Raw genomic sequence first — 13,176 nt, forward strand, 5'->3', positions numbered from 1 at the left:
TGGATCGCGAATTTACCTCTATTTTGTCGCAAGCCGGCGGGCAAAATGGATCTGCACCGCACGCGCCACACTTTGCGCGACCTTCTTTTGTCCCGCATCAGAGCCCAGAAAATCGACATCATCCTTATTGCTCAGATACCCCGTTTCAAAAAGCACCGACGGCATGTCCGGCGCTTTTAAAACAATGAAGGAGGCAAAGCGGTGCGAATTTGTCCGCATCCGCATATTGGGCCGCGATTCGCGTAACAGCAATTTGGCAAAATCCGCAGACACATTCATCGTTTCGCGCTGGGTCAGATCGATCAGGATGGAAGACACATTGGCATCCGCCGTCCCCAGATTGATGCCATTGATGATGTCGGACTTGTTTTCACGCGCCGCCATTCGCTGCGCCTCCCTGTCGGATGCGACTTCCGACAATGTATATACGGTTCCACCGCTGGCCTCAGGATTTTCGGCGCTATCGGCGTGAATGGAAATAAACAGATCCGCCTTCATTTTTCGCGCGATGCCATAACGATCCTGCAATATCAGAAATTTGTCCGAATCCCGGGTCAACGCCACCCTGATCCGTCCGGTTTTCAGCAATTCCGTGCGGATCGACCTGGCTATTGCGAGTGTCACGTCTTTTTCAAATTTCCCCCCATGCGGACTGATCGCACCGGGGTCATGTCCGCCATGCCCGGCATCAAGCACGACCAAAGGAAGCGTCCGGTCGGCAGGGCCGCTGATTTTGGGAAGGTTTCGGGTGATTGCCGGTTTTATCGGCGCAGTTACTTCATAACGCCGTCTGGTTGTTTTCGTTCGATAACTGGCCAAATTTGGTGTTGTCGCGCCCGCCGCCAATATGACTGCCTCGCCAGAACCAGCATGAGGCATCGCCCCTGCGATCGTGGGCAATATGGTCCATGAAAAGGCAGCGATGATCGCCGGTAACAACATCATCGCCTTATGCGTTTTTGATTGCCAATCGGTCCAGAAATTTCTTCAATCGGGCCGTTTCAGGTAAATAGGTGGTCAGTGACACAGCTTTTTACGCATTCCCTTGCCCATATTGCAAACGGGTGCTAGCTAGCCCTTATGGGGCTCATATATCTTTGTCCCTCTTATCGGGTGCAGATAATTTACTGCCCATTTAACAGGTTGACGCTGCATGAAGCATGATATTTCCGCCACCGCCGCCCTTCAAGGGTATGGCGTATGGGCTGGAAATCAAGCGCGCGCGATATTCGCCCGCCATGCACAAGCAGCAGACGCAATTTTTTCTTACCAACCATATCGCCATGCCGCCGCCGACGCACTGCGTCCCATGCGGCAGGGCTTCAACAATAGAGCAGGCGGCCAAGGGCTGACAACCGGAACGGTCACCTGCTGGAGTAATTTCAATGACCACGCGTATGCTAATCGACGCGCGTCACCGGGAAGAAACCCGGGTCGCAGTCGTCACAGGAAACCGGATTGAGGAGTTCGATTTTGAATCAGCCGAGCACAAGCAGCTCAAAGGCAATATCTATCTCGCAAAAGTAACCCGCGTCGAACCGTCGCTTCAGGCGGCCTTTGTCGACTATGGCGGCAACCGCCACGGATTCCTGGCTTTTGCAGAAATCCATCCTGACTATTACCAGATTCCCAAGGAAGACCGCGAACGTCTTTTGGCTGAAGAGGCCGAAGCTGCTGCCGAAGAAGCCGCGCTTCGCGAACAGGAAGAAGAGGAAAGCGAAGAGCCTTCCGATATTATGCAAGGCTCGGAAGAGCGTGAAGATGAAGTGTCCGATTTCATCGAAATCGACAGCGATGATAGCGTCGACACTATCGACATGAGCGAAGGCGAAGAGCCTGACCTTAGCGAAAATGGCGGCGATTCTAACGACGAAAATGGCCGGGATGAAACCAACGCCCGCAACAATCGCCGTCGTCGTGGCCGTGGTGGCCGCAATGGTGGTGAAGGCCGTGCGCCCAAGGCCAGCGACGAAGTCCGCGCCAAGCGCATGAACCTGCGCCGCCGCTACAAAATTCAGGACGTCATCCACCGCCGTCAGGTGTTGTTGGTGCAAGTCGTCAAGGAAGAGCGTGGCAATAAAGGTGCGGCGCTTACCACCTATCTCAGCCTTGCCGGCCGGTATTGCGTATTGATGCCCAACACCTCGCATGGCGGCGGCATCAGCCGCAAGATCCACAGCGCGGCGGATCGCAAGCGCCTGAAGTCGATCATTTCCGACCTCACCCTGCCCGCGACCATGGGTTGCATCATACGCACCGCAGGACTTGCCCGCACAAAGCCTGAAATCAAGCGCGACTTCGATTATCTTGCGCGTTTGTGGGATGAAATCCGCGAGCGGACGCTGCGCGGCGCTGCGCCGATGCTGATCCATACCGACAGTGACCTGATCAAGCGTGCCATCCGCGATATATATAACAAGGATATCGAGGAAGTTTTCGTCGAAGGTCCGGAAGGGTATAAAGCCGCCAAGGATTTCATGAAGCTGCTGATGCCAAGCCATGCCAAGCGTGTGCAGCATTATGCCGACCCTGTGCCTTTGTTCCAGCGCTACCATGTCGAAGACCAGTTGAACGCGATGTACCAACCGATCGTACAGCTGAAATCGGGCGGCTATATCGTGATCAACCCGACCGAAGCACTGGTGTCGATCGACATCAACTCCGGCCGGTCGACCAAGGAACATGGCATCGAAGCCACCGCGCTTTCGACCAACCTCGAAGCCGCGCGCGAAATTGCCCGTCAATTGCGCTTGCGCGACATGGCTGGTCTGGTCGTCATCGACTTCATCGATATGGAGCATCATGGCAACGCGCGCAAAGTAGAGCGCGCCATGAAAGAGGCGCTCAAGCACGACCGGGCCCGCATTCAGGTCGGACGGATATCCGGCTTTGGCCTGATGGAAATGAGCCGCCAGCGTTTGCGTACCGGTGTCTTGGAAGCATCGACCCGCCAATGCCCGCATTGCGAAGGAACGGGCCTTGTCCGCACTGCATCTTCGGCGGCGCTGTCTGCCCTGCGCCTGATTGAAGAGGAAGCGGCGAAGGGCAATGGCAACCAGATCGTGCTACAGGCGAGCCAGGAAGCCACCATCTATTGCCTGAACAACAAACGCGGCGAGTTGGCAGATATCGAAGAACGCTATCATGTCCGCGTGCTGATTGTTCCTAATGGAGAGACCGAAGGTGCCAAGCTGGCCGTAAGCAGCTCAGGCCCGCGCCCCGAGGCGCCGATTGCCTTGCCCCCGATCATCGACATTGAAGAGGATGATTTCGACGAAGAAATCGACGATTTCGACGCCGAAGAAGAAGAGGCAAATGAACCGCGCCGCGCTCGTGAGGATCGTCCACGGGACGATAGCGAGGGTGGCGAAGGACGTCGGCGCAAACGGCGTCGTGGTCGCCGTGGCGGTAAATCACGTGAGCGGGATGAACGGGGCGAAAATGCCGATGGACAAACCGATCAGGCGGACGAACCCCGCGAAGACAATGCCGAAACACCGGCAGACGCGACGGTCGCATCTTCTGATGACGCAAAACCCAAGGCCCGCCGGGGACGTCGGGGTGGACGCGGACGCGGCCGGACCGACGCGGATATGTCGGACGCTGGTGTGGAAACGGTATCAGCGACCGATAACAAAGCGGAAGAACAGCCCGCCCCTGCGCCGGTTGCCGATGAACCAGCCGCAGAAAAGCCCAAACGCCGCAGCCGTGCAAAGCCAAAAGCCGAAGCCGAGATCGTGGCTGTGACGGATACAGCCGAAACCGCTGCACCCTCGGAAGAAAAGCCGGCGCCCAAAAAGCGCAGCAGGGCCAAAGCAGCCAATACCGATGCCAAAGCGGCACCTGCGCCTGCGCCTGAACCGGTGGCTGAAGAAGCGCCTGTGGCAAAGCCCAAGCCGGGCCGCAAAAAAGCCCCGGCAAAGGCGGTCAAGGATGAAGCCGTTACAGAACAGCCAGCCGAAAATGACGGCCCTGCGCGCACCGGTTGGTGGCAACGCACTTTCGGTTGACGCCTTGATACGCTAGGCCGTCAAGGCATGTTTAGAAAACCCCGCCCGTTCCGACTGGCGGGGTTTTCTTTTCACGTGCATGGCGGGATCACCTACCGTTTCTTCATTGCCTGTTCACTTAGTTAGCGGCACAACCCTGATCATGGCTCTATCTTCCTCCAAATGTCTTCGGATGCTTATTGCATATGTGCTGGCGTTATCGTTGACTGTGCAACCTGCAATGGCGCAATCGATTTTGAGGGACGCAGAAACCGAGGCCTTTTTCGAAGAAATTTCCGCACCCTTGATAAGGGCAGCCGGACTTGAACCCGCCAATGTCGATATTGTTTTGATAAATGATTCGTCGATCAATGCTTTTGTCGCCGGTGGCCAGATCGTTTACGTGCATAGCGGCCTGATCGAAGCAGCGAAGTCCGCAAATGAAGTACAGGGCGTCATCGCCCACGAACTGGGCCATATCGAAGGCGGCCACGTCATCCGCTTTTCCGAGGGCGTTGGGGCCGCCAACGGGATCAGTATTGCAACACTGATATTGGCGGCGGCGGCGATCGCTGCGGGTGCAGGTGAAGCGGGCATGGGCATTATGGCCGCCGGTCAGCAAGCCGCATTGGGCAAATTCCTCGCGTTCAGCCGCGCTCAGGAAGGTACAGCCGATGCGTCTGGCGCACGATATCTCTCCGCGGCAGGTATCACCGGGAGGGGATCGATCAACTTTTTCAAAACCTTGCAAAATTACGAATTTCGCCTCGGGATTCCGCAAGAGGACAGCTATGGCCGAACGCACCCCTTGTCGGGCGAACGCATATCGGTTCTTGAAGATACCTATTCTGCCGATCCGGCTTGGGACAAACCCTTGAACCAGAAATGGGAAACGGATTTCAAACGCATCAAGGCGAAATTAACGGGTTTTCTGGCGGACCCTACCGAAACAATGCGGGATTACCCCGAAACGGACAAAAGCATCCCTGCCCGTTATGCACGCGCCTATGCCTGGCATAAAGGGGCCTATCCACAAAAAGCGCTGGAAGAATCCTCCGCATTGGTGGCGGCTGCGCCTGACGACCCGTATTTCCTTGAACTTCATGGCCAGATATTGCTTGAATCGGGCAAGCCGGTGGATGCTGTCCAACCTTTACGCAAAGCTGTCGAACTGACCGGCAGCCAGCCGCTGATTGCGGCAATATTTGGCCACGCGCTTGTCGCCACAGAAGACAAGGCAAATCTCGATGAAGCCGCCACAGTTTTGAAAGCGGCGGTGGCAAAAGATAATCAGAACCCGTTCGCCTGGTATCAGCTGGGCGTTGTCTACGCCCAAAAAGGCGACACATCCCGCGCAGCGCTGGCCAGTGCGGAACGCTATCTCATGGAGGGTGCCCCGCAATTCGCCCTGCCCAACGCCCAAACCGCAATGGCCGGCCTGACTGAATATACCCCCGACTGGATCAGAGCGCAGGATATTAGCATGGTGGCAGAGGCACAATTGGCGCAGTTGAAAAAACGACGGCGTTAGGGGGCTTCACTCCGGGATAGAAACCCGGGGTCAGGACCTAAAGCGCCACTATCCAAATGACTGGCATCTCCCCGATTTACCTTATAAGCGCAAAGCCATGAACGATATCGCCCAAAATAGCCGAATTCCAATTTACCTCACTGCCTTGGCGTTGGCTGCGCTTGCATTGGCCGGTGCCTATATATTCTGGCAGCATTCGCCGGAGGCCGATAATGGTCAGGTCGGCCAAAATGCCCGGCAGGCATCGACCGCCGCCGATGCAGCAGTCGCCGCCGCCGGTATGTCGGACGCACAGCGCAAGGCAACCGAGGCGCTGGTTCGCGCCTATATATTGGATAATCCGGAAATCATCACCGAAGCTGTAGAAATCTTGCAACAGCGTGAAACGGCAAAGCGGCTGACATCGGTCCAAAAGGAAATCGCCACCCCCTTCCCCGGTGCAGAGTCAGGAAACCCGAAAGGCGATATCACCATCGTCGAATTCACTGATTATAGCTGCGGATTTTGCCGAGCCAGTGTTGCCGATGTAAAGCGCCTGCTGACCGACGACCCGCAAATCCGTCTTATATATCGCGAGCTTCCGATCCTTTCACCTGCAAGCCGTGAGGCCGCAGCCTGGGCCCTTGCCGCCGCACGTCAGGGGAAGCATCAGGCATTTCATGACGCCATGTTTGCAGCAGGGCCACCAAACGCGCAACGTATCCGTGCCGCCGCGTCCAAGGCGGGGCTGAACCTGTCGGCGGCCGAAAATTTCGTCGCATCCGCGCAGGCCAAAAGAGAGATTGAGAGCAATCTGTCGATCATGCAGCAGGTCGGATTTAACGGGACCCCCACCTTTATAATCGGCGACCAGATTTTGGAGGGCGCATTGGGGTACGAAGCCTTGAAAGCAGCGGTAAAAAAGGCGCGTGACCAAGGTTGAGCACCTCGATCAGGGTCAGGGCCTAACCCTTTTTGCCTTGCGCGATGACATACCATTCAACCGACCCCTTCCGGCTGGCCGGAGGTTTTGCGTGTTTAACGGTGGTAAAACTGCTTTTCAATATGGATAGCAACGCAGGGTCGGTTCCGCCCGCAAATACTTTTGCAACGAAATCTCCACCGGGTTTCAAGACATTGACCGCAAAATCCACCGCTGCTTCGACAAGGCCCATTGTGCGTAAATGATCGGTTTGCTTATGGCCAACGGTGTTGGCGGCCATATCCGACAGGATCAGATCCGGGGCGTCGCCCAACGCTTCAATCAACCGGCCGGGCGCGGCGTCATCCATGAAATCCATTTCGAACAGGATAACGCCCTCGAGCGGCTCTACAGGCAATAGATCAATGCCGACGACGCTTGCTTTGGGGTTTTGCCGCCGGACAACCTGCGCCCACCCGCCCGGCGCAACGCCAAGATCGAGTACGGACTTTTTACCGCGCAATATATGAAATTTCTCATCCAGCTCGACCAGCTTATATGCCGCCCGGCTCCGATATCCTTCGGAATGCGCGCGGCGGACATAGGGATCGTTCAATTGCCGCTCAAGCCAACGCGTGGATTGCATAGAACGACGCTTGGCGGTTTTTACCTTTTGCCGCCCGGCAAGGCTGCGCCCCGAATTTTTCCCGCCAAAAAGATTATCTGCCATATTCAGTTCCGCCGGTTGCGACGTTTTGCGTCGCTTGCCATAAGGGCGCGTAAAATACCTTCACGAATGCCCCGGTCAGCAACGCCCAAACGTTCGCCCGGCCAGATATCAAATATAGATTCCAGAATGGCGCATCCGGCGACGACAAGATCGGCGCGTTCATGGCCAATCGTCGGGAATTCCGCCCTGCCCTTGATTGATCGGCGGGCAAGCTCGCGGCTGATTTCGCGCATTTTCTCCGTGGGCAAATGCAGCCCGTCGACGGCACGGCGATCATAGCTGGGCAGTTTCAGGTAAACGCTGGCCAAGGTTGTAACTGTCCCCGATGTGCCAAGCAACCGATGATCGCCGCCATCCTTTGGCAGGCGTGCCGCAAATTCGGTAAAGCTTGCCGAAACCTTGTCGCGCATGGCTTTATAGGTGTCGGCAAGGCTTTCCGCATCTTCGGCGTCCTGGCGTTCGCTCTCGGTCAGGGACACTACGCCCCAGGGTACGCTCACCCAATCAATTATTTCGGGAACCACGCCATTGGTCGACACCAAAACCAGTTCGGTCGAACCGCCGCCGATATCAAATATCAACGCAGGCCCCTCGCCCGCCTCTAACAAGGCATGGCAGCCCATTACCGCAAGCCGCGCTTCTTCTTTCGGGCTGATGATATCGAGATGGATGCCCGTCTCACGCTTTACCCGTTCGATAAATTGGGCACCGTTGACGGCTTGGCGGCACGCCTCGGTCGCGACCGACCGCGCGAGAACAACATTGCGCTTTTTCAGCTTGTCGGCGCAGACAGACAGGGCTTCCACCGCACGGTCCATCGCCTCGTCGCTCATGCGCCCGGTTGATGTGAGCCCCTCACCCAACCGCACGACGCGGGAAAAAGCGTCCACCACAGTGAAATCATCCCCGCCGGCCTTGGCAATGAGTAACCGGCAATTATTGGTGCCAAGATCAAGCGCGGCATAGGCTGTGCGCTCAAACCAGCTCCGCCGGGCGGATTGCGCGTTGGGCCGCGCCGCGTTTGCGGAATTTTCAGCTTTGGATTCGCCGCCACGTTCCTGTCTGGAATCGCCATTAGGCGCTAACCGGACAGCAGAACGCGACGCGCCATTGGCCGAAGCCGGCTGCCCGTTAGCAGCCATTGGTGCCGCTTTTTTGCGACGGGGCGTCTTCTTGTTTTTACGCCCACGTCCCTTTTGCGGCGATGGTGCGATATGTTCGCCCATGGCCGTAACTCTCTTCTTATATTCTATCCGGATCGGATATGCCGCCGGTACCTGACGCCAGTGCTACGACGAACAGGTTAAAATATCAAGATTTTTGCAAACCCGCCGCAATACCACCGATTCAGCGACTTGACCGCCCCCCGACACAGGCATATAGGCCCGCCCACTGCTCCCCGGTCGTCTAACGGTAAGACTACGGACTCTGACTCCGTCTATTGAGGTTCGAATCCTTACCGGGGAACCAGAATAAATTACTGATTTATTTCAATTATTATTGTCAGAATAGCTGCCAAATCGCGGTGGCTGCTTTACGTGAAAGTATCACGCATTTCCGTGGGTTTCCCTCCTTTTACGCTGGGTTCCGGCAGCTCCATGCAACATGGGCCAATGCCCGTCGAGACTAAAACGACCACGCAAATGACTGGGTATTCCTGCCGACTACGGGCCGTGTTCGTCATCACACAAGTGTATTCGGTATCCATGCGTTGTTGAAATACCGTTTTGAAGATTCACATTAGAGTGGAGACAAACGTGATACCCGCGGTCAAAGATAACCCATTCCCTCATGCGGACACAGACGCCGCCCTTGCTCTACAGTTGGCGATAAACACAGCCAAAGTAAAAAACAAAACTAGCCTTCGAACAATCGCAAAGCAGTTAAACTATAAACAGGCTGCGGTATTGAGTCATATGGCAAATGGTCGAATACCAATCCCGGTTAAGCGTATAAAAGACATCGCGATTGTGCTGGATTTAAACCCTGAGGCGTTCTTTAAATTGGTGCTGAAGCAGCGGTGTCCTGAGATTTCGTCATCGGTTGAAGATGACGGGACCAATCATTATGCTTTATTAAGCGATCTTCGCCATCCGGACATGCCTCTCGGCCTTGCCAATGCGACGCCATCCCAGATGCGTATTATTCGAGAAGTCCCCCATGATGATCATGCCGCTGAACGATGGCTATCACCGCACGAAATTCGATATGTAAATGAGATACGGAAGCTCAAACCGGAGGTCGTAACAGACCGATTGTCGCCCCGTGATTTGCAACTGTTATCCCTTGCGTTGGGGCCGCTGCCTTAGCAGGAGAAGTGGGGTACCTGACCCTTCCCATATTTGCAATGCTGGAGTCATCGACTCTAATTCTTAAATTATATTATATTTTTCAATAATTTAAATCTTATATTTGGGAACGATGCGGGCGTGATTTTTCTTCAGGCAAGCACTGGGCTAGCACCTTAAGTGTTGTACAGGCCGCAGTGATGCGGTCTATTGCAGGAGCTTAAGCCTTATAGCGTGCTGCGGAATGGCCTCTTTGCGTCCACCACCGGTCATTCAAAACATTTTCCGATGACCCAATTCGGCCGGCCGTTAACCTCTGCATTCGATAGCCATTCGAATGAAAGCCATGGTTTCCTGGTCAAAGAGCTTCGGTGCAATCCATTGACCTGCCAAATGCACCTCCACCTGAAGAGAAAGAACCAATATTCGGAAGCGGCGGTCCTATTTGTCTGCAATGTGGTTGTGTCGGCATGATCCGCGAGGAAGGGTGTAATAAATGCTTAAGCTGCGGCTATTCAAAATGCGGTTGAACAAGCCCAGCAGGTCAATGTACCTTATAGGAATCGACGGAAGATCAAGACACTGATGATGATTTAAACGTCCGTCAAAATTCCAAAATCAATCATGAACAAATGTCACGCAACCGCGGCAGAGCGCCGGCTATCGAGCAAGGTTTATGTCTGCTGTCGAGTTCAAGTTCCAACAGCCCATCCCATGCATCACGACAAGCTCCGGTCGATCCCGGCACGCAAAAAATGAAACTGTCGCCTGCCTGCCCAGCAAAAGCGCGTGATTGCATTGCGGCGACGCCAACAGTTCCTAGGCTCTTTTGCTGGAAGGCGATAGCAAAGCCGTCCATTTCGCGGCGCAGTAACGGCTTCACAGCCTCGGGCGTGTTATCGCGCGGAGAAAACCCTGTGCCTCCGGTTGTCAGAATGATCTCGATTTTCTCATCGGTTATCCACTGCCGTAAACTCTTTTGAATCGCCTCGATATCGTCGCGAACAATCGCTCGCTCGATCAATATATGTCCGGCGCTTGTCAGTCGCTCGACGAGCAACGCGCCGGACGTATCTGTCTCCTCGTCACGCGTGTCCGAGATCGTCAGTACCGCAATACCGAGCGGGTAAAAAGTCAGATTTTCGTCAATTCCGGCCATGATTATCCCCCTATGGATGCAAGGTGCGGGGTGGCACCGCTATTGCCCTGATGCAGCAAATGCGCAGGTGCTTTTCCGGCTACCAGCTTTTGCAATCGGGCGATCAGTTCTTCCTTCTGCGCATCATCTTGCAACCACGGCTTCAAGTCGACGCCGCCATCGCCAAACAGGCAAAGGTGCAACTTACCCGTCGCGGACACTCTCAACCGATTACAACTGGCACAAAAGTCTTTGGAATAAGGGGCAATGATGCCTATCCGGCCGGGACCCGTTGGGTTTGCGTATTCAATCGCTGGCCCGGCACCGGCCTGTCGCGATTGACGCAGCCAGCCGGAAGATTTCAACCGGTCGCTGACAAAACTGCCGGGTAAGTGATGCTCGATAAAATATCCCGGATTATCGTTCGTCCGCATTACTTCAATGAATCGCAATGTAAGGTCGTGCTCCACCACAAACGCGATGAAATCGTCCAGTTCGTCATCGTTCAATCCTTTGAGCAGCACTGAATTCAGTTTGATTGATGCTATTCCAGCCGCTTTGCATGCATCGATTCCACTCAAAATTTCAGCGAGTCGGTCATGACCAGTGATGGCGTGAAATTTCTCAGGCTTCAGCGAATCCATGCTGATATTGATCGCGCTGATACCATGATCGGCATAATGCTGCGCACGCGCCTCAAGCCGGTAACCGTTGGTCGTGATTGCGATCTGCCGAATACCTTCGATGCCAGAGACGGCTTTAGCAATTTCAAGAAACTCCGTCCGCAGCGTCGGCTCGCCGCCCGTTAGACGAATTTTCCAAAGTCCAAGCGTGGCAAAACCGCCAACCAGCCTGCGGATTTCGTCGACTGAAAGATGGGTTGGTGCACCCTTTGTTTTACGATATCCATCAGGCAGACAATAGCTGCACCGGAAGTTGCAAACATCGGTGAGCGACAACCTCAGATATTCAAACCGGCGGCCGTGGAGGTCGGTCAGTTCGGGTCCAGCTGGGTTGGACGTTAAAACCATCGTCACTGGACCAGTGGCCCGTCCGCACCGCTGATTTCAACGCCTTCTATTTTGGCCGCCGATGCCAATATCGACAGATATTGGGAAACAGCGCGTCGGAAGCTCGCTTCCTCCAGATATTGGGCAATCTTTTCGTGCACGAGATCGAACGGCAATTGCTGCCCCTCAACCCGCCGCCCGGCGCGGATCACATGGACACCGAAACGCGTCTTAACCGGTTCGGGGTGCAACGCACCTGCTGGTAACTTCAACAGCACGTCCTCGAATTCCTTAACAGTCTGGCCGGGACCAATTTGTCCAAGATTGCCGCCCTGCTCCTTTGAAGGACATGCCGAATGCTTTTGCGCCAGCACCGCAAAACTCTCTGGTGCGGCTTGCAACGCGCGGATGGTTGTCCGGGCATCACCAGTCGCAAGACCGTAAGCAAGGGCATCATCGGGCGATGCAGCAAACAGTATATGTTCTGCCTCAACCAAAGTTGGCGAGGTAAACCGATCCAAATGCTGATCATAGAACCGGCGTGTCACCGCTTCGTCGGCCGCCGGACATTGCACCTCCTGTTCAAGCAATGCCTCAATCCTCGCATCTTCTTCGGCAAGCGTTCGTCCCTCGGCATCGGTCAGCTCGTCGCTGACAATGTCGAGCCGGTCGGCCTCGTCAAGAAGGAGCTGCCGCAAAACGAGTGCCCGCGCAGCAGCTGCCCACGCTTCGACTGCATCGGTGGCAGGGTGGTTTTGCACCTCGGCAGCAATCATCGCTGCGCTGATTTCCCTGCCGTTTACGATTACGGGCGAGTGATCAAGAACGTCAACCATGACCCGCTCCCAGCTTACGCGAACGCACGATCTGATATCCAGGCCGCCAGACGTAGCGGATGGGCACCGACAGCATGTGAACAAGACGAGTGAATGGGAAAATTAAGAATATCAGCATCCCAAGCACAAGATGGACCTGATATGGCCAATCTAGCCCTGCAACATAGTTTGCTATGCCCGGCTGAAACGTGAAGATGCCCTGCGCCCAAGCGGAAAGTCTTAGCATGACTTCTGCGTCGCCATGCGCCAGCGAAAATGGGACAGTGGCCAAACCAAGCATCAACTGCACAAACAATATGATCAGGACCGCATTATCGTTGATGGTAGATGTCTGCCTGATCCGCGCATCGAAGAAACGGCGATGCATTAGCAATATCAACCCTGTGAGGCATACTGCGCCTGCAAGTGAGCCAGCAATTATGGCCACCAGCTGTTTGTTCTCAGCTGAAATGACATGCTGATATATGCTGTGCGGTGTCAGCAAGCCGACAAAGTGACCCATCAATAGGAACAAAACGCCGCCGTGGAATAGCACCGAGCCCCACATGAGCTGCCTGCGGCGGAGCAATTGGCTTGATCCAGTACGCCATGTATATGGCTCTCGATCATAACGAATGATCGACCCGACGACCATTACTGCAAGTGCGATATATGGAAGAATGCCAAACAAAAAGGTGTTTATCCAAAGCTCGATTGGGATTGACCCGAGGGCTTCATGCCCGGCCGGGGAGGCATTAGGGGTTACGGACATAA

Annotated in this window: 11 protein-coding genes and 1 tRNA gene; 5 read left to right on the forward strand and 7 right to left on the reverse strand. The window is 55.1% G+C overall.

What is annotated here, in order from left to right:
* Positions 1-18 precede the first annotated feature (18 nt).
* Positions 19-945, reverse strand: coding sequence for an N-acetylmuramoyl-L-alanine amidase family protein (locus tag EUU23_RS05625; RefSeq protein ID WP_160353076.1), 927 nt, complete (start codon positions 943-945; stop codon positions 19-21).
* A gap of 440 nt (positions 946-1,385) precedes the next feature.
* On the opposite strand from EUU23_RS05625, the gene EUU23_RS05630 reads away from it, so the two are divergent.
* The 3 genes from EUU23_RS05630 (at position 1,386) to EUU23_RS05640 (ending at position 6,442) form a co-directional block, all read left to right on the forward strand.
* Positions 1,386-4,010 (forward strand): Rne/Rng family ribonuclease, encoded by a 2,625-nt coding sequence (locus EUU23_RS05630; RefSeq protein WP_160353077.1) that lies wholly within the window; start codon positions 1,386-1,388, stop codon positions 4,008-4,010.
* Positions 4,011-4,182: 172 nt separating this feature from the next.
* Entirely contained in the window at positions 4,183-5,520 is a 1,338-nt protein-coding gene (locus tag EUU23_RS05635; protein WP_246156123.1) for a M48 family metalloprotease, read from the forward strand.
* A 97-nt stretch (positions 5,521-5,617) separates the two neighbouring features.
* Positions 5,618-6,442, forward strand: a complete 825-nt coding sequence (locus EUU23_RS05640) for a DsbA family protein (RefSeq protein ID WP_160353079.1) — start codon at positions 5,618-5,620, stop codon at positions 6,440-6,442.
* Between the two features lie 22 nt (positions 6,443-6,464).
* On the opposite strand, the gene EUU23_RS05645 is transcribed toward EUU23_RS05640, so the two are convergent.
* Both EUU23_RS05645 and EUU23_RS05650 read right to left on the reverse strand, forming a co-directional pair.
* Positions 6,465-7,151, reverse strand: a complete 687-nt coding sequence (locus tag EUU23_RS05645) for an RlmE family RNA methyltransferase (protein ID WP_160353080.1) — start codon at positions 7,149-7,151, stop codon at positions 6,465-6,467.
* 2 nt (positions 7,152-7,153) lie between these two features.
* Positions 7,154-8,377: a Ppx/GppA phosphatase family protein gene (locus EUU23_RS05650; RefSeq protein ID WP_246156126.1), complete on the reverse strand. Its 1,224-nt coding sequence runs from the start codon at positions 8,375-8,377 to the stop codon at positions 7,154-7,156.
* A 170-nt stretch (positions 8,378-8,547) separates the two neighbouring features.
* On the opposite strand from EUU23_RS05650, the gene EUU23_RS05655 reads away from it, so the two are divergent.
* A tRNA-Gln gene (locus tag EUU23_RS05655) sits at positions 8,548-8,621 on the forward strand.
* A gap of 353 nt (positions 8,622-8,974) precedes the next feature.
* Positions 8,975-9,460: a hypothetical protein gene (locus EUU23_RS05660; protein WP_160353081.1), complete on the forward strand. Its 486-nt coding sequence runs from the start codon at positions 8,975-8,977 to the stop codon at positions 9,458-9,460.
* Positions 9,461-10,061: 601 nt separating this feature from the next.
* Here the strand turns inward: EUU23_RS05660 and EUU23_RS05665 are convergent.
* From EUU23_RS05665 to narI, 4 genes are read right to left on the reverse strand one after another with little or no spacing between them, the layout of a single operon-like run.
* Positions 10,062-10,598, reverse strand: coding sequence for a molybdenum cofactor synthesis domain-containing protein (locus EUU23_RS05665; RefSeq protein WP_160353082.1), 537 nt, complete (start codon positions 10,596-10,598; stop codon positions 10,062-10,064).
* Positions 10,599-10,600: 2 nt separating this feature from the next.
* Complete coding sequence (moaA, locus tag EUU23_RS05670; protein ID WP_160353567.1) at positions 10,601-11,608, reverse strand: GTP 3',8-cyclase MoaA; 1,008 nt, start codon at positions 11,606-11,608, stop codon at positions 10,601-10,603.
* A 2-nt stretch (positions 11,609-11,610) separates the two neighbouring features.
* Positions 11,611-12,423 (reverse strand): peptidylprolyl isomerase, encoded by an 813-nt coding sequence (locus EUU23_RS05675; RefSeq protein ID WP_160353083.1) that lies wholly within the window; start codon positions 12,421-12,423, stop codon positions 11,611-11,613.
* A complete protein-coding gene (gene narI, locus EUU23_RS05680) occupies positions 12,416-13,174 on the reverse strand; it encodes a respiratory nitrate reductase subunit gamma (protein ID WP_218939508.1) in 759 nt (252 codons plus the stop codon). The genes EUU23_RS05675 and narI overlap by 8 nt, the downstream gene beginning before the upstream one ends.
* Positions 13,175-13,176: the final 2 nt, after the last annotated feature.

It is taken from the genome of Sphingorhabdus profundilacus, from assembly GCF_009769755.1.
Classification (GTDB): domain Bacteria; phylum Pseudomonadota; class Alphaproteobacteria; order Sphingomonadales; family Sphingomonadaceae; genus Sphingorhabdus_B; species Sphingorhabdus_B profundilacus.